Origin of the sequence: Streptomyces sp. NPDC127129, from assembly GCF_042671585.1 — a bacterium.
In the GTDB taxonomy this organism is placed as follows: Bacteria; Actinomycetota; Actinomycetes; order Streptomycetales; family Streptomycetaceae; genus Streptomyces.
The window spans coordinates 324,159-347,870 of record NZ_JBHXTV010000006.1; the positions used below are offsets into that span (position 1 = coordinate 324,159).

Sequence of the window (23,712 nt, forward strand, 5' to 3'; positions counted from 1 at the left end):
CGCGTGACCGACACCGCCACTGCGGCGGGCCTGGACCCGGCCACCCTGAGCGACCTGCTCCGGGTGGCCGGGTCTCCCGGCTTCGACCGCCTCACCGACCAGCTCCGCCGCACCCAGGGGTGCGCCGCCCCCATCCGGCTCTCCGGGGGCACCAAGCTCCTCGATCCGGCCACGCGGACCGTGCTCCACTCGTACACGACTGACACCGAGCCAGGCGGGGTCCTACGGGTCGCCTGCGGCAACCGCCGCGCCTCCCGCTGTCCCGCGTGCGCCTGGACCTACGCCGGCGACACCTACCACCTGATCCGCGCCGGACTCATCGGCAACCCCGACAAGGGCACCCCCGAGACGATCCGCGACCACCCGCGCGTCTTCGCCACCCTCACCGCTCCGTCCTTCGGCCCGGTCCACAACCGGCCCGGGACCCGGCCGTGCCGCTGCGGAACGCAGCACCAGGAGGACGCACCGGAACTCGGCACCCCGCTCGATCCCGAGTCGTACGACTACGCGGGGGCGGTGCTGTGGAACAACCATGCCTCCGAGTTGTGGCGGTACTTCACGATCTACCTCCGCCGCGAGATCGCGGCCCGTGCCGGCCTCACGCAGAAGGCCGCCCGCGAGCTGTCCCGCGTCTCGTTCGGCAAGGTCGCTGAGTACCAGAAGCGCGGCGCCGTCCACTTCCACGCCGTCATCCGATTCGACGGCCCCGACGGACCCGACACCCCGCCCCCTGTCTGGGCCACCCTCGAGCTGCTGACCGGCGCCATCCGGGCCGCCGCCGCCCGCGCCCAAGTCACCGTGCCCGCCGCGCCTGAGTACGGCGTGGACCAGGACGTGAAGCTGACCTGGGGCAGCCAGCTCGACGTCCAGCCCATCGGCGCCTTCGGCCAGGGCGAAGACCTCACCGAACAGGCCGTGGCCGCCTACGTCGCCAAGTACGCCACGAAGTCCGCCGAGACCACCGGGTCCGTGGACCACCGAGTGGGCAACAAGGAAGCCCTGATCCTCCTGGACATCCCCGACCACCCCCGAAGGCTCATGGAAGCCTGCATGGACCTCGACCCCGCCTACCCGGACCGAAGGCTTCGGGCCTGGGCCCACATGCTCGGCTTCCGCGGCCACTTCTCCACCAAATCCCGCCGCTACTCCACCACCCTCGGCGCCTTACGCCAGGTCCGCGCCGACTACCGCGCCGCCCAACAACGCACCGCACTAGGCCTCCCAGATCCCGACGAACACCCGGAAGCCACGGTCCTCGTCGTCGCCCACTGGAGCTACGCCGGACACGGCTCCACGCCGGGTGAGTCCTGGCTCGCCGCCAACATCCGCCGCGATATCGAGCACAGCCGCGTACTCGCCCGCGAGGAACGTGAAGGGGGAGATCCGGATGCCGTCGAGTTCTGACCCCAAGGAGCGTCCCGAAGTCATGTCCACTGAGGAGTGGCTGCGGAAGCACCTGCGGCGGGCGCCTGCTCGGGATGAGGAGTGGGTGCGCCGTGCTCGTCTGCTCCAGGGACGCCCGTAGCGCTACCGCCAGACAGGTTCGATCAGCGAGGGGTCAAAGATTCGGCTTCCTCGTCCCGCTGGATGGACCATCACGGCTGAGAGGCTGTGCAACACGATCTCCTGTTGACGCTCGATAGGTAGATCGAAGAACTCGGTCAACGACAGGTCTCCTGCCCCTTCTTGGGCCTCGGCCTGCTTCTGCTCCTTGTAGAAGCGCGCTCGCGCCAACGTGAGCTCGTCGCGCTCCCGTTCCTTCGCGGGAAGGAGCTGGAGCAGGGTGGACACGCTGATCTGCTTGGACTTCTCCGCCTCCAAGAGCTGGCCGATGTCCGTCCGGACCGCTTCCAACTCCGCTTCTCCGGGCCACTGCTGCTCGATCGGGACCCCTCGCGCGGCTGCCTTCTCGCGCTGCTCTTCGAGGACGAGTTCCGCGATCAGTTTGTCTACGGGCTCACCGGTACGCCCGACCTTGCCGCATCCGCCGTTGACCACCGAGCACTGATACGTGAACTTCGCGGCCTTCGATCCGGGCTTCCAACGGGCGTTGACCTGGCCTCGAATCTTGGTCTTGCACAGGCCGCAGCGCGCGATTCCTGAGAGCAGGTACTTCCTGGCCAGGGACTTGCCCGGCCGCTGCTGCTTCCGCTCGGCGATAGCCGCGCAGACCGCCTCCCACTCTGCGACGGTGTTGATCGGCTCCCACTCGCCCTTGACGGGCTCCCCGCCGTCGCCGGTCAGAATCTCGCCGTGGTAGGTCCGGTAGCCGACCAAACGCGGGTTGGTCAGGATGTGCTCGACGTGGTGGTGAGCCATGCGCTTCGTGCCCGCGCGAGGGTTACCCAGCCCCTGTTCCTGCCAGCGGGTACGGATCGTGCCGATGCGGACCCCGGCCAAGATCTCCTGCTGGGCTTCTCGAATCGCCCGCGCGGCGTCCGGGTCGACCTTCGTCCGGTCGTCCTTGCGCCAGCCGTACGGCGCCGGCCCCCCGCTGTCCTTGCCCTGCTGGGCCAACTCCAGGTGCTTGCGCTTCGTCCGGCGGGACGCGTCGTGCGATGCCTTGTTGGCGAACGCGACCATGATGCGGGCCATTGTCCGCCCGTCCGGCGTCCCAAGGTTCACGTCGTTGGTGACGGTGGCGAACTCCGACTTCGGCCGCTCGTCGAAGATCTCGATGAGCCGCTCCAGGTCGCGCGGCTGTCGGGCAAGCCGGTCCAAGTCGTACGCGACGACGCCATCGATCAGGCTGGCACGCAGGTCCTTCAACATCAGCTCGAACTCGTCGCGCACGACGTTCCGCTTGAACGCCGAGACGTCGTTGTCCTCGTAGACCTTCACGACCTGCCATGACCTGAGGTCGGCAAGGCGCTCGCAGTCCTGCTGCTGCCGGGCAACGCCGAGCGCGTCGCCCTCGTCGTCCCGAGAGATTCGGGTGTAGATCCCCACCTTGCGCGCCACGATGAACGGGCCTCCCCATGCGTCTCAGAGCACAGTCAGGCTACTACCGTCATCGAGTCAAGTCAGCCTGGTCCGTCGAGCCGCCCGTCGTGCGGCGCGAGGGACAGGTCCTCGACGCCTGAGAACCGAATGAGGGAGGGCCCCGACCGATGGCGGTCGGGGCCCTCCCTTCTGTGTTCTGCTCCTACAGCGTGCCCAGCTTGATGATCGAGAGCAGCGCGATCAGCTGGATCGCCGACGCGCCCAGCGCCTTCGGCCACGGCAGGTCGTGCGAGCGGCTGACCATCAGCGTGAACAGCGCGCCCGCCGCCAGCCAGGTGGCCCAGCCGAGGACCTGGACCAGGCTGTTCTCGCCGCCCAGGAACATCGCGAAGACCAGCCGGGGCGCGTCCGTGATCGACATGATCAGCATCGACAGACCCACGGTCGGCTGCCAGCTGCCGTCGCCGCCCAGCTGGCGCGCCAGGGTGTGCGTGACCGCGCCCAGGATCAGGCCGCCGACGACGAAGCCGGCGCCCGTCATCAGCACGTACGGGATCGCCGTCGACAGCGTCGCGCCGATCGCCTCGTCGCGCGCCTGGTCGAAGCCGAAGATCGCCAGCAGGCCGTAGAGGAACGTGACGACGAGCGCCGGGCCCCACACCGCGTGGTCCCGCATCTGCAGGAACGTCGGCGCCGGGCGCAGCACGATGCCGCTCAGCAGGGCCTTCCACGGCAGCCGCGGGCCCGTCGGGACGGGGGCCGCGCCGGCGTGGTACATCGCCGAGTCGCCGTAGGGGTCCTCGTTCACGCTGAACATCTGCGTGTGCCCCGGTGTGTTCGCCGCGTAGTGCTGCTGCTGATGCTGCTGCGCTCCGTGCGGGTCCCCGAAGTACTCCGGCTCGCCGTACCCGCCGCCCTGCGGGGCCTGCCGGCCCCACTGCTGCTGCGGGTGGGGCGGCGGAGCCGCGGGGTACCCGTACGGCGCCTGCTGCGGTTGTTGTTGCGGGGGGCGGTTGTCCCGGCCGCGTCCGTTCCTGAATCCAGCCACACCTTGAACGTACCCGTTTCCGCTGTGTGGGCGCTCCTTTGCCACTGAGCTGTGACATCCCCTAGGGGGCCCCTGAGGGCTTTACGGGGTCGGTTCCCGGGCGGCGCCCCCAACCGCCGCCGACCACCGCCGTTCGCCCCGCCGGGACCGGGCACAGCCGCTCGTACGACGAGAGCCGCCCCGCGCATCTCGCGCGGGGCGGCTCTCTCGTCCGTACCTGTACCTGTACCTGTACCGGCTACTCGGCCGAGACCGACTCCGACTCCGCGTCCGAACCCGGCTCGGGGGCGTCCGCCTCGACTTCCTCCGGCTTCGTCTTCACCGAGTCGAGCAGCAGCTGCGCCACGTCCACGACCTGGACGGACTCCTTCGCCTTGCCCTCGTTCTTCTTGCCGTTGACCGAGTCGGTCAGCATGACGAGGCAGAACGGGCAGGCGGTGGAGACGATGTCCGGGTTGAGGGACAGGGCCTCGTCGACGCGCTCGTTGTTGATGCGCTTGCCGATCCGCTCCTCCATCCACATCCGCGCGCCACCGGCGCCACAGCAGAAGCCGCGCTCCTTGTGGCGGTGCATCTCCTGCTGGCGCAGGCCGGGGACGGCCGTCATGATCTCGCGCGGAGGCGTGTAGACCTTGTTGTGGCGGCCCAGGTAGCACGGGTCGTGGTAGGTGATCAGGCCGTCCACCGGCGTCACCGGGATCAGCTTGCCCTCGTCGATGAGGTGCTGGAGCAGCTGCGTGTGGTGGATGACCTCGAACTCGCCGCCCAGCTGCGGGTACTCGTTCGCGATCGTGTTGAAGCAGTGCGGGCAGGTCGCGACGATCTTCTTCGCCGACTTCGGCTTCTTCGTCGACTCGTCCTCGTCGTCCTCGCCGAACGCCATGTTCAGCATCGCGACGTTCTCCTGGCCGAGCTGCTGGAACAGCGGCTCGTTACCCAGGCGGCGGGGCGAGTCACCGGTGCACTTCTCCTCGCCGCCCATGATCGCGAACTTGACGCCCGCCATGTGCAGCAGCTCGGCGAAGGCCTTGGTGGTCTTCTTGGCCCGGTCCTCCAGGGCGCCGGCGCAGCCGACCCAGTACAGGTAGTCGACCTCGGTGAGGTCCTCGACGTCCTTGCCGACGATCGGGACCTCGAAGTCGACCTCCTTGGTCCACTCGACGCGCTGCTTCTTGGCCAGACCCCAGGGGTTGCCCTTCTTCTCCAGGTTCTTGAGCATCGTGCCGGCCTCGCTCGGGAAGGCGGACTCGATCATCACCTGGTAGCGGCGCATGTCGACGATGTGGTCGATGTGCTCGATGTCGACCGGGCACTGCTCGACGCAGGCGCCGCAGGTGGTGCAGGACCACAGGACGTCCGGGTCGATGACGCCGTTCTCCTCGGCGGTGCCGATCAGCGGACGCTCGGCCTCCGCGAGGGCGGCGGCGGGCACACCGGCCAGCTGCTCCTCGGACGCCTGCTCGTTGCCCTCCATGTCCTTGCCGCCGCCGGCCAGCAGGTACGGGGCCTTGGCGTGCGCGTGGTCGCGCAGCGACATGATCAGGAGCTTCGGGGAGAGCGGCTTGCCCGTGTTCCAGGCGGGGCACTGCGACTGGCAGCGGCCGCACTCGGTGCAGGTGGAGAAGTCGAGGATGCCCTTCCAGGAGAACTGCTCGACCTGGGAGACACCGAAGACGGCGTCCTCGGCCGGGTCCTCCCAGTCGATCTCCTTGCCCGCGGTCGTCATCGGCTGGAGCGCGCCGAGCGCGGTGGAGCCGTCGGCGTTCCGCTTGAACCAGATGTTCGGGAAGCCGAGGAAGCGGTGCCAGGCGACACCCATGTTGGTGTTCAGCGAGACCGTGATCATCCAGGTGAAGGACGTGACGATCTTGAGCGCCGCGAAGAAGTAGGTGAGGTGCTGGATCGTGCTCAGGTCGAGACCGTCGAGGAGCGCGATCAGCGGGTACGAGGCGAAGAAGCCCGGCTCCCAGCTCGTCACGTGGTGCTGGACGCCCTCCAGGGCGCGCAGCGTCATGATGCAGACGCCGACGATCAGGATGACCGCCTCGACGAAGTACGCCTGGCCGGTCTTCGATCCCGCGAAACGGGACTTGCGGCCCGCCCCGCCCGGCCGGTTGAGCTGCCGGATCACGATGAGGGTCACGATGCCGAGGACGGTCATCAGACCGAGGAACTCGGTGAAGATCTCGTACGGCAGCCAGTCGCCGATGATCGGGATCAGCCAGTCGGCCTGGAAGAGCTGGCCGAACGCGTTGACGATGGTGAGCAGCAGCGAGAAGAAGCCGACGGCCACGAACCAGTGCGCCACGCCCACGATGCCCCAGCGGTTCATGCGGGTGTGGCCGAGGAACTCCTTGACCAGCGTGATGGTGCGCTGTGTGGGGTCGCCGGTGCGCGTGCCCGCGGGCACGGGCTGGCCGAGCTTCACGAAGCGGTAGATCTGCGCGATGGCGCGGCCGAACAGCGCGACGGCCACCACCGTGATGGCGATCGACACGATGATCGCGGCGAGTTGCATGAGGGGCTCCTCGGGCGGGCCTGCGAGGCGGAGCGCCTGCACTCCCCAGTGTGGCGAGTCCGGCGCTACTAAGCGGTAACTTATTCAGTCCGTGCTGAGATTACCCCTTCACGGCTCCGCGCTGTAGCGGCGCCTGCGGTGATCTGTGTCGCTCAGGCAAGCCTTGCCGGCCGGGTTCTCCCTGCCGTGGAGGCGCTCGCCGCGCGACGTCTGCGGACTGCTGGAAGCGTACGCGCCAGGATGGCCAGATCCATCCCGAGCCAGTGATGGTCCACATAGTGGAGGTCGAGCAGCTCGCGCTCCTCCCAGGGCAGCTCCGAGCGCCCGCTGATCTGCCAGAGCCCCGTCATTCCCGGCCGGACCGTCAGTCTCCGGCGCGACTCGCCCACGCACTCGCGGTGTCCGGGAGTGAGCGGGCAGGGGCCGACGAGCGACATCTCCCCCCGTACGACATGGACCAGGAGGGGCATTCCGGCCAGCGGGCTCTTCGTGCGGAACGTGTGCATCGTGAAGACCCGCCCGTCCCGGCCCGCGACGGTCCGGCGGCGCAGCACCCCGCCGGCGCCCGCCGTCGCGACCGCGAGGGAGAGGGCGACGGCGGCGAACAGAGGGGACAGGACGGCCAGCAGGGCGAGTCCGCCGAAGAGGTCGAGTGCGCGCTTGGCCGTCATTCCCCACACCCTTTCGAGTGACATTCATGGGATATTCGTGGGATACGCCCGGTTTGCCCGGCAGGGGCACCCCGGACTCTCTCATGGCGAAGGACCCCGAACCGGGGAATGACGCGCCCCGGGCGGGCTTTCCTGCGTCTCTTTGAGTGACTCCCAGGGTGAAGAGTTGAGCCACCCCCACTCAGGTCTGTTGACGCGCCGAAGGTCGTCGTGCATCCTTGAGTCAGATCCACTCAAGTCAGTCAGCTGGAGGAATTGAAATGGCACGTGCGGTCGGCATCGACCTGGGCACGACTAACTCCGTCGTCAGCGTTCTGGAAGGCGGCGAGCCCACCGTCATCACCAACGCCGAGGGCGCCAGGACCACGCCGTCCGTCGTCGCCTTCGCGAAGAACGGTGAGGTGCTCGTCGGCGAGGTCGCCAAGCGCCAGGCGGTCACCAACGTCGACAGGACCATCCGGTCGGTCAAGCGCCACATGGGCACCGACTGGAAGATCGACATCGACGGCAAGTCCTTCAACCCGCAGCAGATGAGCGCCTTCATCCTGCAGAAGCTGAAGCGCGACGCCGAGGCGTACCTGGGCGAGAAGGTCGTCGACGCGGTCATCACTGTCCCGGCGTACTTCAACGACTCCGAGCGTCAGGCCACCAAGGAGGCCGGCGAGATCGCGGGCCTCAACGTCCTGCGCATCGTCAACGAGCCCACCGCGGCCGCCCTGGCCTACGGCCTGGACAAGGACGACCAGACGATCCTCGTCTTCGACCTCGGTGGCGGCACGTTCGACGTGTCCCTCCTGGAGATCGGTGACGGCGTCGTCGAGGTGAAGGCGACCAACGGTGACAACCACCTCGGTGGTGACGACTGGGACCAGCGTGTCGTCGACTACCTGGTGAAGCAGTTCGCCAACGGCCACGGCGTCGACCTGGCCAAGGACAAGATGGCTCTCCAGCGTCTCCGCGAGGCCGCGGAGAAGGCGAAGATCGAGCTGTCGTCCTCCACCGAGACGTCGATCAACCTGCCGTACATCACGGCCTCCGCCGAGGGTCCGCTGCACTTGGAGGAGAAGCTCACCCGCGCTCAGTTCCAGCAGCTGACCGCCGACCTCCTGGACCGCTGCAAGACGCCGTTCCACAACGTCATCAAGGACGCGGGCATCAACCTGTCCGAGATCGACCACGTCGTTCTCGTCGGTGGCTCCACCCGTATGCCGGCCGTCGCCGAGCTCGTCAAGGAGCTGACCGGTGGCCAGGAGGCCAACAAGGGTGTGAACCCGGACGAGGTCGTCGCCATCGGCGCCGCCCTGCAGGCCGGTGTCCTCAAGGGTGAGGTCAAGGACGTCCTGCTCCTCGACGTGACCCCGCTGTCGCTTGGTATCGAGACCAAGGGCGGCATCATGACCAAGCTCATCGAGCGCAACACCACGATCCCGACCAAGCGGTCGGAGATCTTCACGACGGCCGAGGACAACCAGCCGTCGGTGCAGATCCAGGTCTACCAGGGTGAGCGCGAGATCGCGGCGTACAACAAGAAGCTCGGCATGTTCGAGCTGACCGGTCTGCCGCCGGCCCCGCGTGGCGTCCCGCAGATCGAGGTCGCGTTCGACATCGACGCCAACGGCATCATGCACGTGACCGCGAAGGACCTGGGCACGGGCAAGGAGCAGAAGATGACCGTCACCGGTGGCTCCTCGCTGCCGAAGGACGAGGTCAACCGGATGCGCGAAGAGGCCGAGAAGTACGCGGACGAGGACCACGCCCGCCGCGAGGCCGCCGAGTCCCGCAACCAGGGCGAGCAGCTCGTCTACCAGACGGAGAAGTTCCTCAAGGACAACGAGGACAAGGTCCCCGGTGAGGTCAGGACCGAGGTCGAGACCGCCGTCGCCGAGCTGAAGGAGAAGCTCAAGGGCGAGGACACCGCGGAGATCCGTACGGCCACCGAGAAGGTCGCGGCCGTCTCCCAGAAGCTCGGCCAGGCCATGTACGCCGACGCCCAGGCCGCGCAGGCCGCCGGCGGCGACGCCCCGCAGGGTGAGGCCAAGGCCGACGACGACGTCGTCGACGCCGAGATCGTCGACGACGAGAAGCCGAAGGGCGGCGCTGCCTGATGACGGAGGAGACCCCGGGCTTCGAGGAGAAGCCCGACGTCCCCTCCGGCGCCGACGACGCCGCCGAGGCCGCCGAGACCCCCTCCGCGGAGGAGGGCTCGGCGGCCCCGGCCGGGGACGCCGCACAGACGGCCGGCCTGACGGCGCAGCTGGACCAGGTCCGCAGCGCGCTCAGCGAGCGCACGGGTGACCTCCAGCGCCTTCAGGCCGAGTACCAGAACTACCGCCGTCGGGTGGAGCGTGACCGTGTCACCGTCAAGGAGATCGCGGTCGCGGGCCTTCTGACGGAGCTGCTGCCCGTGCTCGACGACATCGGCCGGGCACGGGACCACGGCGAGCTGGTGGGCGGCTTCAAGTCGGTCGCCGAGTCGCTGGAGACGGTGGCCGCCAAGATGGGGCTGCAGCAGTTCGGCAAGGAGGGCGAGCCCTTCGACCCGACGATCCACGAGGCCCTGATGCACAGTTACGCACCGGACGTCACCGAGACGACCTGCGTGGCGATCCTGCAGCCTGGGTACCGGATCGGCGAGCGGACCATCCGGCCCGCGCGCGTGGCGGTGGCCGAGCCCCAGCCCGGGGCGACGCCGGCCGCGAAGGACGAGAAGTCGGCGGACGAGGAGAGCGGTGGCCCCGAGGAGGGCTAGCGCGACGATCACCGGAGCGGTCCGGAAGGAGGGACGTCGATGAGTACGAAGGACTTCGTCGAGAAGGACTACTACAAGGTTCTCGGCGTCCCCAAGGACGCCACCGACGCCGAGATCAAGAAGGCGTACCGGAAGCTCGCCCGCGAGAACCACCCGGACGCCAACAAGGGCGACACCAGCGCCGAGGCGCGCTTCAAGGAGATCTCCGAGGCGAACGACGTCCTCGGCGACCCCAAGAAGCGCAAGGAGTACGACGACGCCCGTGCGCTCTTCGGCAACGGAGGCTTCCGTTCCGGAGGGCCGGGCGGCGGCAACTTCAACTTCGACCTGGGTGACCTCTTCGGCGGCGCCCAGGGCCCCGGCGGTGCGGGCGGCGGGGCCGGCGGCTTCGGCGGCGGTCTCGGCGACGTCTTCGGCGGACTGTTCAACCGGGGCGCGGGCGGCGGCGCGGGCACGCGTACGCAGCCGCGCCGCGGCCAGGACATCGAGTCCGAGGTGACGCTCAGCTTCACCGAGGCCGTGGACGGCGCGACCGTGCCCCTGCGGATGTCCTCCCAGGCGCCCTGCAAGGCCTGTTCGGGCACCGGCGACAAGAACGGCACGCCCCGGGTGTGCCCGACCTGCGTCGGCACCGGCCAGGTCTCGCGCGGCGGCAGTGGCTCGTTCTCGCTCACCGACCCGTGCGTGGACTGCAAGGGGCGCGGCCTCATCGCCGAGACCCCCTGCGAGGTCTGCAAGGGCAGCGGCCGGGCCAAGTCCTCCCGCACCATGCAGGTCCGCATCCCCGCCGGTGTCTCCGACGGGCAGCGGATCCGGCTGCGCGGCAAGGGCGCTCCGGGCGAGCGCGGCGGCCAGAGCGGCGACCTGTACGTGGTCGTGCACGTCGACGCCCACCCGGTCTTCGGCCGCAAGGACGACAACCTGACCGTCACCGTGCCCGTCACGTTCGACGAGGCGGCGCTCGGCGGCGACATCAAGGTCCCGACGCTGGGCGGCCCGGCGGTGACGCTGAAGCTTCCGGCCGGCACCCCCAACGGCCGGACGATGCGCGCCCGCGGCAAGGGCGCGGTCCGCAAGGACGGCACCCGCGGCGACCTGCTGGTGACGGTGGAGGTCGCGGTGCCCAAGGAGCTCGACGACAAGGCCCGTGAGGCCCTCGAGACCTACCGTGAGGCGACGGCGGGCGAGGACCCCAGGGCAGAGTTGTTCCAGGCCGCGAAGGGAGCTTGACCCGATGGACAGCAGACCGGGACGCAGCCGTAATCCGTACGAACTGACCGACGAGACGCCGGTGTACGTCATCTCGGTGGCGGCCCAGCTGTCGGGTCTGCACCCGCAGACGCTGCGTCAGTACGACCGCCTCGGCCTGGTCTCGCCCGATCGCACGGCGGGCCGGGGACGGCGCTACTCGGCCCGTGACATCGAACTGCTCCGTACGGTGCAGGCGTTGTCGCAGGACGAGGGCATCAACCTGGCGGGCATCAAGCGCATCATCGAGCTGGAGAACCAGGTCGCGGCGCTCCAGCAGCGGGTGGCCGAGCTGTCGGCGGCCGTCGAGGGCGCGGCGTCGGCGATGCGCCAGCGCGAGGCGCAGGTGCACGCCTCGTACCGGCGCGACCTGGTCCCGTACACGGACGTCCAGCAGGCGAGCGCGCTGGTCGTGTGGCGCCCCAAGCGCCCCGAGTAGTCCCGGCCGGAACCTTCTGTACGGCGAGGCCCCCTCCGCGAGAAGCGGAGGGGGCCTCGCCGTGCGTGCATGCGTGCGCGTGCATGCGTGCGTGCGGCGTTGCGCGCGCTACGGGATGAGTTCGGCCACGATGTTCGTCGCCGTGTCCCACCAGGGCGCCGCGCCCGTGCCGAAGGCGGCGGCGAGCGCGGTGCCGACGGCCCGGTCCAGCGGTTCGGGTCCGGCGCCGGGCGCCCACTCCGCGTCCACCTTGCCGTCCCCCGAGGACTCCAGGGTGCCCAGGGGGCGCCCGTCGCGGAGCAGCCGGCTCTCCACGTACGAGCAGGGCACGAGCCGGTAGCGGGTGCCCGAGACCACGGCGTCGACCCGGTACGAGCGCCGCAGGAGCCGCCCGCGGCCGGGCCGGATGCGGGCGGGCGCGCCGTCGGCGGTGAGGGTGAGCCGGCCGGCGGCGCGGGTGCCGATGGGGATGAGCGGGTCGGGCTCGTCGCCCGGCGCGCGCACGAGTTCCACGGTGGGCATGTCGTACCCGGAGACGCGCAGCGTCCCCGCGGGGCCGTCCAGGTCGATCTGTACGTACACGGTCAGTGTTCCTGCTCCAGGATTCCGGACTGGGCGATGAGGTAGCCGAGCTGCGCCCGGCTCCCGCTCCCGAGGGCGGAGGCGAGCTTGGCGATGTGGGCGCGGCAGGTGCGGACGTTCATGCCGAGCCGGCGGGCGATGGCCTCGTCGACGTGGCCCTCGACGAGGAGTTTGGCGATGGAGCGCTGGATGCCGCTGATGCCGTCCAGCGGCGGCTCGTAGGTGACCGGGTTGTCCAGGGGGATGGCCTGGAGCCAGAACTGCTCGAAGACGCCGACGAGGTACTCGACGAGGCCGGTGTGGCGCAGTTCCAGGGCGACCTGGCGGTCCCGGCTGGCGGGGACGAAGGCGACCTTGCGGTCCACGATGATGAGCCGGTCGATGATCTCCTCGAGCGTGCGGACCTCGACCGCGGGGCCGATGCGTTCGAGATAGGCCAGGGTGATCGGCTGGTGCCGTGCGGTGTGCTGATAGAGCGTCCGCATCTTGATGCCGCGGCCGAGGAGCGGCCTGACGCGGCGGAGGGCCTCGCCGAAGGTGTGGGCGCTGCGGCCGCTGCCGGGCTGCACGGTCAGCAGCTCGGAGGAGCATTCGGCCACCACGCGGTCCAGGGAGGTGTTGATCCTCGTGAGACCCTCCAGGACGGTGATCGCGTGGGTGGTCGAGGGGTCCTGGACGCTGACCGACATGAATGGCTCGAACGCGTCGGAGAGTTCGATGCTGAGACGCCTACGCTCCTGGATCTCCTTCTCGATCGGGAGCAGCAGTCGGGCCAGCGCGGCCGAGGGGGGAACCGGCCGGAGCCACTGGACGTCGTCGGGGTCGGGCCGAAGGAGATCGAGGTCCATCAGGCAGGGCGTCGATTCGATGTCCGACCGGGCGATTCGTCCCGTACGCAGGGCCTCTTTATAGACCCGTGTGCCCGCTTCGCACAGCTCGGCGTGCGTATGAGGATGCCCCGTTTTATCCGGTTCTATTCGCATATGTACACCCCCAGGCTTTTCCGATACAGGAACATGATGCATTGAGCCAGTGGTGGAAACGTGAGGAGTGAGCCATCGTCGTGCCTGCGGGGGAGCAGGAGATACACACCAAGTGAGGTTGCTCGGTCATGGCCAAGAAGCTCATACGCACCGTAGTTGGTGTCGCGTTCATAGCTGCTGCCGCGGTCGGCGCGGTGGCAGCCACCGATGATCCGGGCTGGGGCCTCGCTCCGCAGCAGGTCGTCGCCAAGGCGGGCGACCCGGGCTGGGGCGCAGCGCCGGCCGACTCCGACCCTGGTTGGGAGTCCGTGCGGGCATGACGGTTCCCGAAGATCCTCGATTCCGGCGTGAGATGGCGGCCGCTTACCGCTCCGGGTGGCATTTCATCGACCTCGTCACAGCCGTGCCGCACGGTGGCGATTCGTTGATGGTCACCCTCTTCGGTGAGCCGATCATCATCACGCGCGGGGACGATGAGGATATTCGCGCCTACCGATGTCTCCGGAAGCCCCGTGGCGCCCCTCAGCCCGTCCGCTGTGCCATCCGGTACGGCATGATCTTCGTCAATCTCGACCAGCGTGACCACCAGCTCGTCGAGTCCGAGACCATCACCGCCACCCCCCGCAGTGCCTGAGCGGTTCCCCCGTCGTTGTAGATCGCTCAGGTGCTTCCCCCACACAGCGGCGCCATCGCGGACCTGAAACGCGATGGCGCCGCTGTGCTGTGCCCGGACACTCTCACCCCGTAAGCCCCCCGCCGAGCACCTCACCGGGTCAGGCCCGGCCCATGGCCCGGGTCAGCGCGATCTCGATGACGACCCGGTCGGGGTTGGGTGCCGGGACCCGGCCGTAGCGCGTCGCGTACCGGTCGACCGCGTCGGCGACGACGTCCGGCTCCGTACGGATGCGGGCCACGCCCTCCAGCGTCGCCCAGCGCCCCTTGTCCACCTGGCAGACGGCCACGCGCGCGCCGTCCGCGCCGGCCGCCAGGACGTTGGCGACCTTGCGGCTGTGCTTGTTGGTGATGACCCGGGCGATGCCGTTCTCGCCGCCCTCGGGGTCGTACGTCACTCCCACGGCCACCACGTGCGGCGTGCCGTCCGCGCGCGGGGTCGTCAGGGTGGACATGTGGTACTCGCGCCAGAAGCCGAGATACGCGTCGTCGGGGTTCCGCGGGTCAGTCGCCATGCCCGGAACCTACCCGTGAGGCGGCTCCTTCCGACACCTTGAGCGGAATAGACTCAACTTTGTGTACGCTGGATGAGTCATGGACCGTGTGTAGCCGGACGTCGAGGAGGAGACAGCGCACGTGGACGCCGAACTGACCAACAGGAGCCGGGACGCGATCAACGCGGCGACCAGCCGCGCCGTGTCCGCGGGACACCCCGACCTGACCCCTGCGCATCTGCTGCTGGCGCTTCTGGCCGGTCAGGACAACGAGAACATCGTCGACCTGCTCGCCGCCGTCGAGGCGGACCAGGCGGCTGTACGGTCCGGAGCGGAGCGGCTGCTCGCCGCCGAGCCCAGCGTGACCGGCTCCACGGTCGCGCCGCCGCAGCCCGACCGCGAGCTGCTCGCCGTGATCGCCGAGGCCGCCAGGCAGGCCAAGGAGCTCGGGGACGAGTACCTCTCGACCGAGCACCTGCTCATCGGGATCGCGGCGAAGGGCGGGCAGGCGGGCGAGGTGCTGGCCCAGCAGGGGGCCGGCACGAAGAAGCTGCTGGACGCGTTCGAGAAGAGCAGGGGAGGACGCCGGGTGACCACACCCGACCCGGAGGGTCAGTACAAGGCGCTGGAGAAGTTCGGCACGGACTTCACGGCCGCCGCGCGCGAAGGGAAGCTGGACCCCGTCATCGGGCGCGACCAGGAGATCCGGCGCGTCGTCCAGGTGCTCTCCCGCCGCACCAAGAACAACCCGGTCCTCATCGGCGAGCCCGGCGTCGGCAAGACCGCCGTCGTCGAGGGCCTCGCGCAGCGCATCGTGAAGGGCGACGTCCCCGAGTCCCTCCGCGACAAGCGGCTGGTCTCGCTCGACCTCGGCGCGATGGTCGCGGGCGCCAAGTACCGCGGCGAGTTCGAGGAGCGGCTGAAGACCGTCCTCTCCGAGATCAAGGCCAGTGACGGCCAGATCATCACCTTCATCGACGAGCTGCACACCGTCGTCGGCGCGGGCGCAGGCGGCGATTCGGCCATGGACGCCGGCAACATGCTGAAGCCGATGCTGGCCCGCGGCGAGCTGCGCATGGTCGGCGCGACGACCCTCGACGAGTACCGCGAGCGGATCGAGAAGGACCCCGCCCTGGAGCGCCGCTTCCAGCAGGTCCTGGTCGCCGAGCCGAGCGTCGAGGACACGATCGCGATCCTGCGCGGACTCAAGGGCCGGTACGAGGCCCACCACAAGGTCCAGATCGCCGACTCCGCGCTCGTGGCCGCCGCTTCCCTCTCCGACCGGTACATCACCTCCCGCTTCCTCCCCGACAAGGCCATCGACCTCGTCGACGAGGCGGCCTCCCGGCTCCGGATGGAGATCGACTCCTCGCCCCTCGAGATCGACGAGCTCCAGCGCTCCGTGGACCGGCTGCGGATGGAGGAGCTGGCGCTCAAGAGCGAGTCCGACGACGCCAGCAAGCAGCGTCTGGAGAAGCTCCGCCGCGACCTCGCCGACCGCGAGGAGGAGCTGCGCGGGCTGACCGCCCGCTGGGAGAAGGAGAAGCAGTCCCTCAACCGCGTCGGCGAGCTCAAGGAGCAGCTCGACGAGTTGCGCGGCCGCGCCGAGCGCGCGCAGCGCGACGGCGACTTCGACACCGCCTCCCAGCTGCTCTACGGCGAGATCCCCACGCTCGAACGCGAGCTGGAGGAGGCGTCCGAGGCCGAGCAGGAGGTCTCGAAGGACACGATGGTCAAGGAGGAGGTCGGCCCCGACGACATCGCGGACGTGGTCGGTGCCTGGACCGGCATCCCCGCCGGCCGCCTCCTGGAGGGCGAGACGCAGAAGCTGCTGCGCATGGAGGACGAGCTGGGCCGGAGGCTCATCGGCCAGACCGAGGCCGTACGGGCCGTCTCCGACGCCGTACGCCGTACGCGCGCCGGGATCGCCGACCCCGACCGTCCCACCGGCTCCTTCCTCTTCCTCGGCCCGACCGGCGTCGGCAAGACCGAGCTGGCGAAGGCGCTCGCCGACTTCCTCTTCGACGACGAGCGGGCCATGGTCCGCATCGACATGTCGGAGTACGGCGAGAAGCACTCCGTCGCCCGGCTCGTCGGCGCGCCTCCCGGCTACGTCGGCTACGAGGAGGGCGGCCAGCTCACGGAGGCGGTCCGCCGCCGCCCGTACAGCGTGGTCCTGCTCGACGAGGTGGAGAAGGCGCACCCGGAGGTCTTCGACATCCTGCTCCAGGTCCTCGACGACGGCCGGCTCACCGACGGACAGGGGCGGACGGTCGACTTCCGCAACACCATCCTGATCCTCACCTCCAACCTGGGCAGCCAGTACCTGGTCGACCCCCTGACCGGGGAGGACGAGAAGAAGCAGCGGGTCCTGGAGGTGGTGCGGACCTCCTTCAAGCCGGAGTTCCTCAACCGGCTCGACGACCTGGTGGTCTTCTCCGCGCTCGACAAGACCGAGCTGGGGCGGATCGCGCAGCTCCAGATCGACCGGCTCGCCAAGCGGCTCGCCGAACGCAGGCTCACGCTGGAGGTCACGCCGGCCGCGCTGGCCTGGCTGGCCGACGAGGGCATGGACCCGGCGTACGGTGCCCGGCCGCTGCGCCGTCTGATCCAGACGGCCATCGGCGACAGGCTCGCCAAGGAGATCCTCGCGGGCGAGGTCCGTGACGGCGACACGGTCCGGGTGGACCGCTTCGAGGACGGGCTGATCGTGGGCGCCGCGCAGTAAGGCGCCGCGCAGCAGCGGGACGCGATCAGGTGTCGAAGGCCAGCAGATGTACGAGGGCGGACTCGCCCTCGTACGTCACGGTCACATCGACCGCGACCGGGCCGCCCGGCCCGGCCTCACCGCCGTACTGCACGTTCAGGCACAGGTCGTGGTCGCAGAACTGGGGCTTGTCGGGTTCCGTGCCCGGGTAGGTCCCGGCCAGCCACTGCGCCGCCTCGGGGCGTGGCATCCGGAAGTCGGCCGTGACCTGGGTGTCCAGCCAGCTCGCCGTGGTGCACCGGGGCTCCACGGCGCTCTTCGGCAAGGTCGCCTGTGCCCATTCCATGGCGTCCGCGCAGTCGACCGGCTGCGCCTCGCCGGCCTCGCTGAAGGCCATCGCTCCCCAGGCCAGCAGGGCGACCGGCCCCCCGCAGAAGATCGATACCAGCACCGACACCCAGACCCAGGTGCGGGCACGCGGCCTCACTTTTTCCCCCATAGGAACCAGATCTTGTCAGCCCGCAGCGGATCGCGGGAGCCGGGGCTTGCGCCGTACCGCCCGGCATGGGGGAGGATGGCGTCAACCGTACGAAGGGATATTCACGGTGAGCATCGACCCGTCCTCGATTCCGAATTTCGGGGGCCAGCCCCAGCCTCAGGCCGCAGGACCGGCGGGCCCCGTCGTCCCCGACCAGGATCTGGTCAAGCAGCTCCTGGACCAGATGGAGCTGAAGTACGTCGTCGACGACGAGGGTGACCTCGCGGCGCCGTGGGAGGAGTTCCGGACGTACTTCATGTTCCGCGGCGAGGAGGACCAGCGTGTCTTCTCGGTGCGGACGTTCTACGACCGCCCGCACTCGGCCGACGACCGCGCCAAGGTTCTCGACGCGATCGACGACTGGAACCGCCGCACCCTGTGGCCCAAGGTCTACACCCACCTGCACGAGGAGGAGGACGGCTCCGCCACCCTCCGCCTCATCGGTGAGGCGCAGATGCTGATCGGCACCGGCGTCGCGCTGGAGCACTTCGTGTCCTCCACCGTCAGCTGGGTCCGCGCCTCGATCGAGTTCGACAAGTGGCTCGTGGAGCAGTTCGGCCTGGAGTCCCCGGAGGACAAGTCCTCCGACGGCGACGAGGCCTGAGCCGCCACGGGGCCGGCACCGGCCCCCGGCCCCTCAGAGGGCCATGTGTGCGAGCGTCAGCGCGTACGCACCGAAGCCGAACGACAGCCCGGCCAGCGCCGCGATCACCACGATCGCGGCCCTCGGCCGGGCTTTCGTCAGTGCCCGCGCCAGCGGGAGGAGCAGCGGGAACGCGGGCAGCAGGAAGCGCGGCTTGGACTCGAAGAAGCCGGAGCCGCCGACCGTGATGACCACGAGCACCGCCGTGTAGACCAGGACCGGCAGCGGCGGCCGCTCCACCAGCGCGAGCAGGGCGAAGAGCAGCACCCCCGCGCCCGTGATCAGCAGCGCCATCACGAAGCCGAACTGCGTCGGCCCCCGCAGCATCTCCAGGACGAAGCGCAGAGCGCCGCGTCCGAGGTCGAAGCGGGAGGTCCAGCCGTCCTGGACGGCGAAGTAGCCGCCGAGCAGATCCCCGCGCCGGGCGCCCACCCAGAGCAGGTACGAGAGCCAGCCGGCCGGTGCCAGCACGGCACCGGCCCAGACCCGCGGACCGCCCCGGCCGCGCCCGCGCCCGCGCCACAGTGCGCACCCCGCCGCGACCAGGACCGCGGCCGCGACGGCGACGCCGTTGGGGCGGGACAGGCCGGCCAGCGCGGCCAGGGTGCCCGCCCAGAGCCAGCGGCCGGTGAGCAGCGCGTACAGCGACCAGGCTGCCAGGGCCGTCATCAGCGGCTCGGTGTACGCCATCGACAGCACGATCGAGTGCGGCAGCAGGCCCCAGAGCAGCACGAGCAGGACGGCGGTGGGCCGTCCGTGGAGCCGCTCGCCGATCAGGTAGATCCCCCACGCCGCGGCACCGGCCGAGAGCCAGGACACGAGGAGCCCCGCCGTGCCGCCCTCGACGGGCAGGACGGTGGTGACGGCGCGTACCAGGGCGGGGTAGAGCGGGAAGAACGCGAGGTCGGACTGGACGACGCCGTCGGGCCAGTGGAGCGTGTGGCCGTAGCCGTGCGCGGCGATCCGGGTGTACCAGTCCGAGTCCCAGGACGTGGCGAGCAGGGCGCGCGGTGAGCGGCCGAGGTGCCAGGCCCAGGCCGCGAGCACCAGCATCCCGGTCAGCCGGGCCGCGGCGAACAGCCCGAGTGCGGGGGCGGCCCGGTACAGCGAGGCCCGCCAGCGGGGGACGCTCCGGGCGCCGGCGGTCGTGGCCCGGCGGTCGAGAGTCTCGGCGGACAGGGTGCACCTCCGTGCGCACGGGAATCGAGAGCGGCCCGCGATCCGGGATCAGCCCGACAAATCGGTCTACCCGACCATCGGCGCGGCACGGAGGAAGCGCGCGCGAGCGCGGGGCCCACCGGGTGAAAAATCCCCGCCGGCACCCCGCCGGCACCCCGCCGGCACCCCGCTGGCACCCCGCCGGCACCCCGCCCGTCAGCCCGCGAGGCCCTTGAGGCGGGAGACCGCCTCCTCCAGGACGTCGACGCGCTTGCAGAACGCGAACCTGACGAACGGCTCACCCTCCGCGCGGTGGTCGTAGAAGACGGCGTTGGGGATCGCCACCACACCCGCCCGCTCCGGCAGGGCGCGGCAGAAGGCGAAGCCGTCGGACTCGCCGAGGGGGCGGATGTCGGTGGTGACGAAGTAGGTCCCGGCCGGGCGGTAGACCTCGAAGCCCGCCTGCGTCAGGCCGTCGCTCAGCAGGTCGCGCTTGGTGCGCAGGTCGGCCCGCAGGGTGTCGAAGTACGTGTCGGGCAGGCGCAGGGCCTCGGCGACGGCGTACTGGAACGGCCCGGACGCCACGTACGTGAGGAACTGCTTGGCGGACCGGACGGCGGAGGTGAGCTCCGGGCTCGCGGTGATCCAGCCGACCTTCCAGCCGGTGAAGGAGAAGGTCTTGCCGGCCGAGCCGATGGTGACCGTGCGCTCCCGCATCCCCGGCAGGCTCGCGATCGGCAGGTGTTCGGCGTCGTCGAAGACCAGGTGCTCGTACACCTCGTCGGTGACGACGAGCAGATCGCGGGCGACGGCGAGCTCGGCGATCGCGGTCAGTTCGGCGCGGGTGAGGACGGTGCCTGTCGGGTTGTGCGGGGTGTTGAGCAGGATCAGCCGGGTCCGGTCGGTGACGGCGGCCCGCAGCTCGTCCAGGTCCAGACGGTAGGCGCCCTCGTGGGGGCGGAGGGTGACGGGGACGCGCGTGCCGCCCGCCATCGCGATGCACGCGGCGTACGAGTCGTAGTACGGCTCCAGGGCGATCACCTCGTCGCCGGGCTCGACGAGGGCGAGCAGCGCGGCGGCGATCGCCTCGGTCGCGCCCGCCGTGACGAGGACCTCGCGGTCGGGGTCGTAGACGAGGCCGTACCGCTTCAGCTGGTGCTCGGCGACGGCGGTGCGCAGCTCGGGTACGCCCGTGCCGGGCGGGTACTGGTTGCCGCGCCCGTCGCGCAGCGCCCGGACCGCGGCCTCCCGGATCTCCTCGGGGCCGTCGGTGTCGGGGAAGCCCTGTCCGAGGTTGATCGCCCCGGTCCGGACGGCGAGCGCGGACATCTCGGCGAAGATCGTCGTCCCGAACTCGGCGAGCCGGCGGTTGAGCAGCGGTCGTGTCATGCCCGTCATCCTGCGGTGAAGCTCTGGACTTCCTCAAGTGCGCTTTGGGCCGCGGGCGCGGGGGGCATCCCCCTGTCACACAAGACCTACGGGGGTGTCACACATGGAAGCTCTGATCATCGGAGTCATCATTCTGTTCGTGGTGGCAGGTATCGCCTCATCCGTCGGCGGCGCACGGCGCGGGGGCGGCCGACGGCGCGGTGGGGGCTGGTCGGACGTCGGCGGAGGCGGCTGCGGGGGCGGTTCGTCCTGCGGCGGCGGAGGCGGCTGCGGGGGTGGCGGCGGGGGCGACTGACACGGGGCAGTCGCCCTCGCGATCACCCAGGTGCCCGGCCGCTCCAACATCAGCCGGGCACCTTCGTGTTGGAACCGTTCGTCGAATCCGATTGAACAATTGAACTGTGGGGTCCCCGAAGGGGATGGAAACCACGGCAAGTTGGGTAAAAGCGCTGCGAGTCGCTCGAAGTCCGTGATTCCCTCGCCCTTGATAAGAGACAGCCCTCGGACCGTGTGTGGACCCGAGCCGGCGATCCCCCACCCCGTTGGACCCTTCTCCCGGGCGCCCCCGGCCCACCCGTCAAACCGTGTTTGCGGAGCCGACCCATGCTCACGACCCTGAAGACCTCCTACACCGATACCCGTGCGGCCGACCTGGCCTGGGCCCTCGGGCGCGAGCCGCTGCCCGCCCTCGCCGTACTCGACCTCGAACTGACGGGCGCCAAGCTGCAGTTGCGGCTCCTCGGCGCCTCCCACCAGGTGCTTCTGGAGGAAGAGCAGCACAACTGCTCGGAGACCGTCGCCTGTATGCCCGGCAGCAGTACGCCGCTGCCGCTGGGCGTCTCCAAGCGCATCGGCGGCTGGGAGTACGAATTCGCCGCCCGCGTCGAGAAGCTCTCGCACGGCTCCTTCGCGGGCCGCGCCCAGGAGTTGCTCGCCCTCGTCGCCGACCATCCCAACGGCCTCGCGGGGACGTTTCCCGGCTCCCCGCACGCCTTCACCGCGATGCTGGCCCAGCGTCACGAGGGTCAGGTGCGGTGGCGCACCTGGCACGCGTACCCGCAGGAAGGGCAGTTGGTGGTCACCCGGACGCGGATCGGCGTTCGTATGTCCGCTCCGCTGTAACGCGCCGCCCGGGAGCTCCATGTGCACTCGTGTGGGTGACAAGCGGCGACAGATGTGTGACGTAGCGTTACGAACATGATCGATCCGCCCCTGACCATGCCACCCAAGAGGGTGACGCGGCTGCCCGTGCGGCCGAGAGCGGTGCGGTTTCCGGTCCTCGTCGTCGTCTTCGTCTGCGCCGCCTGCGGTCTCGTCTACGAGCTGGAACTGGTCGCCCTCGCCTCGTACCTGGTCGGCGACTCCGTCACCCACGCCTCCGTCGTGCTGTCCGTGATGGTCTTCGCGATGGGCGTCGGCTCGCTGCTCGCCAAGCGGCTGCGCTGCCGTGCCGCCGTCGGCTTCGGGCTCGTCGAGGGCGGACTCGCGCTGATCGGAGGCTGCTCGGCCCTCGCGCTGTACGCGGCGTTCGCCTGGCTGGGCGAGGCGCGGTACGTCCTGGTGGCGTTCTCGCTGGCCATCGGGGTCCTCATCGGGGCGGAGATCCCGCTGCTCATGTCGCTGATCCAGCGGGCGGAGTCGGCGCGTTCCCCCGGTGTACGGGAGAGGGAGAAGGCGGCCGATCCGGCGGGGACCGTCGCCGACCTGTTCGCCGCGGACTACGTCGGCGCGCTCGTCGGCGGGCTCGCCTTTCCCTTCCTGCTGCTGCCCTGGCTCGGTCAGGTCACCGGTGCGCTCGTCACCGGAGCGGTGAACGCGGTGGCGGGCGGCGGCCTGGTGCTGTGGCTGTTCCGGCGCGACCTGACCGCCCGTTCCCGGGCGCTGCTGATCGGTACGAACCTCGCCGTCCTCGCCGTCCTCGCCACCGCCACCGTCCTCGTCGACGACTTCGAACGGGCCGCGCGCCGCGCGGTGTACGGCGACAGCGTGCGCGTCGCCGTCCGGACCGAGCTCCAGGAAGTGGTCGTGACGGGGGAGCGGGGCAGTCCGCCCGACCTCTTCGTCGACGGCCGGCTGAGGGCCGGCGGCGAGGACGGCTCCCGGTACCACGAGTCGCTGGTGCACCCCGCGATGAACGGGCCGCACGCGCGCGTGCTGATCATCGGAGGCGGCGACGGTCTCGCCGCGCGCGAGGTGCTGCGCTACGCCGGAGTCCGCGCGGTCACCGTCGTCGAGGTCGACCCCGGAGTCGTACGGCTCGCCCGGAACCACCCCGAACTCGCCGCGCTCAACGGCAACGCCCTGCGCGACCCGCGCGTCCGGGTCGCCGCCGACGACGCCTTCCGCTGGCTGCGCGAGACGGCGGCGACCGGCCCCGACGGGGTGGACGAGGGCCCGCGCGAGCGGTACGACGTGGTGATCTCGGACCTGCCCGACCCCGGGATCTCGGCCGGGACGAAGCTCTACTCCGAGGAGTTCTACGGTCTGGCCGCCCGGGTCCTCGCGGACGAGGGACGACTCGTCGTGCACGCCGGATCGGCATCCGCCCGCCCCCACACCTTCTGGACGGTGGACTCCACACTGCGCGCCGCCGGTTTCGCCACCCGGGCCTACAGCGCGCACGGCCGCGGGGCGCACCTCGCCGCGGGCCCCGACCGGGCCGACCGTTCGGCGGGCACGGAGACGGGGACGGGCACGGGGACGGGGGCAGGCGACTGGGGCTATCTGCTCGCGGCCGCGGGCACCTACCCGCCCGAGCTGCGGCTCGCCGCCGACGTGCCCCGGCTCCGGTCCCTGACGGCCGACGCCCTGGTGTCGGGGGCACGGGCGGCCGAGCGGACCCGGGACGACCGGGGCGCCCCGCCGCCGCCCTCGACACTGGTCCACCCGCGGTACGGCGGCTGACACCGTGGGGGCCGGCCGCAGCGGAC

Annotated in this window: 21 protein-coding genes; 11 read left to right on the forward strand and 10 right to left on the reverse strand. The window is 70.3% G+C overall.

Features of this window, described 5'->3' with window-relative positions:
• The first annotated feature begins 3 nt into the window (after positions 1-3).
• On the forward strand, positions 4-1,404 hold the full coding sequence (gene repSA, locus ACFVGW_RS14550; protein WP_385852192.1) for a replication initiator protein RepSA: 1,401 nt from the start codon (positions 4-6) through the stop codon (positions 1,402-1,404).
• A gap of 123 nt (positions 1,405-1,527) precedes the next feature.
• Here repSA and ACFVGW_RS14555 read toward each other — a convergent pair whose 3' ends face one another.
• From ACFVGW_RS14555 to ACFVGW_RS14570, 4 genes are all read right to left on the reverse strand, one after another.
• Positions 1,528-2,961, reverse strand: a complete 1,434-nt coding sequence (locus tag ACFVGW_RS14555) for a recombinase family protein (RefSeq protein WP_385852193.1) — start codon at positions 2,959-2,961, stop codon at positions 1,528-1,530.
• Positions 2,962-3,145: 184 nt separating this feature from the next.
• Positions 3,146-3,991 (reverse strand): Yip1 family protein, encoded by an 846-nt coding sequence (locus ACFVGW_RS14560; protein ID WP_385852194.1) that lies wholly within the window; start codon positions 3,989-3,991, stop codon positions 3,146-3,148.
• 238 nt (positions 3,992-4,229) lie between these two features.
• Positions 4,230-6,509 (reverse strand): (Fe-S)-binding protein, encoded by a 2,280-nt coding sequence (locus ACFVGW_RS14565; RefSeq protein WP_385852195.1) that lies wholly within the window; start codon positions 6,507-6,509, stop codon positions 4,230-4,232.
• A gap of 152 nt (positions 6,510-6,661) precedes the next feature.
• Positions 6,662-7,180, reverse strand: a complete 519-nt coding sequence (locus ACFVGW_RS14570; protein WP_385852196.1) for a sugar transferase — start codon at positions 7,178-7,180, stop codon at positions 6,662-6,664.
• A gap of 260 nt (positions 7,181-7,440) precedes the next feature.
• Between ACFVGW_RS14570 and dnaK the strand changes: the two genes are divergently transcribed.
• Genes dnaK through ACFVGW_RS14590 form a run of 4 tightly spaced genes read left to right on the forward strand, consistent with a single transcriptional unit; the run spans position 7,441 to position 11,616 of the window.
• Complete coding sequence (dnaK, locus tag ACFVGW_RS14575) at positions 7,441-9,285, forward strand: molecular chaperone DnaK (RefSeq protein WP_383222485.1); 1,845 nt, start codon at positions 7,441-7,443, stop codon at positions 9,283-9,285.
• Positions 9,285-9,929: a nucleotide exchange factor GrpE gene (grpE, locus tag ACFVGW_RS14580; protein WP_383222482.1), complete on the forward strand. Its 645-nt coding sequence runs from the start codon at positions 9,285-9,287 to the stop codon at positions 9,927-9,929. Before dnaK ends, grpE begins: the two co-directional genes overlap by 1 nt.
• 39 nt (positions 9,930-9,968) lie before the next feature.
• Positions 9,969-11,159: a molecular chaperone DnaJ gene (dnaJ, locus tag ACFVGW_RS14585; RefSeq protein ID WP_352190424.1), complete on the forward strand. Its 1,191-nt coding sequence runs from the start codon at positions 9,969-9,971 to the stop codon at positions 11,157-11,159.
• Between the two features lie 4 nt (positions 11,160-11,163).
• Positions 11,164-11,616, forward strand: coding sequence for a heat shock protein transcriptional repressor HspR (locus tag ACFVGW_RS14590; protein ID WP_361441888.1), 453 nt, complete (start codon positions 11,164-11,166; stop codon positions 11,614-11,616).
• 108 nt (positions 11,617-11,724) lie between these two features.
• Here ACFVGW_RS14590 and ACFVGW_RS14595 read toward each other — a convergent pair whose 3' ends face one another.
• Both ACFVGW_RS14595 and ACFVGW_RS14600 read right to left on the reverse strand, forming a co-directional pair.
• Positions 11,725-12,198, reverse strand: coding sequence for a hypothetical protein (locus ACFVGW_RS14595; RefSeq protein WP_385852197.1), 474 nt, complete (start codon positions 12,196-12,198; stop codon positions 11,725-11,727).
• A gap of 2 nt (positions 12,199-12,200) precedes the next feature.
• Positions 12,201-13,181 carry a helix-turn-helix transcriptional regulator gene (locus ACFVGW_RS14600; protein WP_352190421.1) on the reverse strand — a complete coding sequence of 327 codons (981 nt, stop codon included), beginning with the start codon at positions 13,179-13,181 and terminating at the stop codon, positions 12,201-12,203.
• Between the two features lie 128 nt (positions 13,182-13,309).
• On the opposite strand from ACFVGW_RS14600, the gene ACFVGW_RS14605 reads away from it, so the two are divergent.
• Together ACFVGW_RS14605 and ACFVGW_RS14610 are read left to right on the forward strand one after the other, a co-directional pair.
• On the forward strand, positions 13,310-13,501 hold the full coding sequence (locus ACFVGW_RS14605) for a hypothetical protein (RefSeq protein ID WP_352190420.1): 192 nt from the start codon (positions 13,310-13,312) through the stop codon (positions 13,499-13,501).
• Positions 13,498-13,815, forward strand: a complete 318-nt coding sequence (locus ACFVGW_RS14610; protein ID WP_352190419.1) for a (2Fe-2S)-binding protein — start codon at positions 13,498-13,500, stop codon at positions 13,813-13,815. Before ACFVGW_RS14605 ends, ACFVGW_RS14610 begins: the two co-directional genes overlap by 4 nt.
• A gap of 139 nt (positions 13,816-13,954) precedes the next feature.
• Here the strand turns inward: ACFVGW_RS14610 and ACFVGW_RS14615 are convergent, their stop codons facing one another.
• On the reverse strand, positions 13,955-14,368 hold the full coding sequence (locus ACFVGW_RS14615) for a pyridoxamine 5'-phosphate oxidase family protein (RefSeq protein WP_383222476.1): 414 nt from the start codon (positions 14,366-14,368) through the stop codon (positions 13,955-13,957).
• Positions 14,369-14,489: 121 nt separating this feature from the next.
• On the opposite strand from ACFVGW_RS14615, the gene clpB reads away from it, so the two are divergent.
• The gene (clpB, locus tag ACFVGW_RS14620; protein WP_383222473.1) at positions 14,490-17,075 is read left to right on the forward strand and encodes an ATP-dependent chaperone ClpB; all 2,586 of its coding nucleotides are present in this window, start codon (positions 14,490-14,492) and stop codon (positions 17,073-17,075) included.
• A gap of 25 nt (positions 17,076-17,100) precedes the next feature.
• On the opposite strand, the gene ACFVGW_RS14625 is transcribed toward clpB, so the two are convergent.
• On the reverse strand, positions 17,101-17,541 hold the full coding sequence (locus ACFVGW_RS14625; protein WP_385852198.1) for a hypothetical protein: 441 nt from the start codon (positions 17,539-17,541) through the stop codon (positions 17,101-17,103).
• A 118-nt stretch (positions 17,542-17,659) separates the two neighbouring features.
• Between ACFVGW_RS14625 and ACFVGW_RS14630 the strand changes: the two genes are divergently transcribed.
• Positions 17,660-18,196, forward strand: a complete 537-nt coding sequence (locus tag ACFVGW_RS14630; protein WP_352190415.1) for a YbjN domain-containing protein — start codon at positions 17,660-17,662, stop codon at positions 18,194-18,196.
• A 33-nt stretch (positions 18,197-18,229) separates the two neighbouring features.
• On the opposite strand, the gene ACFVGW_RS14635 is transcribed toward ACFVGW_RS14630, so the two are convergent.
• A complete protein-coding gene (locus ACFVGW_RS14635; protein ID WP_385852249.1) occupies positions 18,230-19,414 on the reverse strand; it encodes a glycosyltransferase family 39 protein in 1,185 nt (394 codons plus the stop codon).
• Positions 19,415-19,609: 195 nt separating this feature from the next.
• Positions 19,610-20,791 carry a pyridoxal phosphate-dependent aminotransferase gene (locus tag ACFVGW_RS14640; protein WP_385852199.1) on the reverse strand — a complete coding sequence of 394 codons (1,182 nt, stop codon included), beginning with the start codon at positions 20,789-20,791 and terminating at the stop codon, positions 19,610-19,612.
• 594 nt (positions 20,792-21,385) lie between these two features.
• On the opposite strand from ACFVGW_RS14640, the gene ACFVGW_RS14645 reads away from it, so the two are divergent.
• Positions 21,386-21,904, forward strand: coding sequence for a DUF2617 family protein (locus ACFVGW_RS14645; RefSeq protein WP_383222465.1), 519 nt, complete (start codon positions 21,386-21,388; stop codon positions 21,902-21,904).
• Between the two features lie 75 nt (positions 21,905-21,979).
• On the forward strand, positions 21,980-23,686 hold the full coding sequence (locus ACFVGW_RS14650; RefSeq protein ID WP_385852200.1) for a polyamine aminopropyltransferase: 1,707 nt from the start codon (positions 21,980-21,982) through the stop codon (positions 23,684-23,686).
• Positions 23,687-23,712 lie beyond the last annotated feature (26 nt).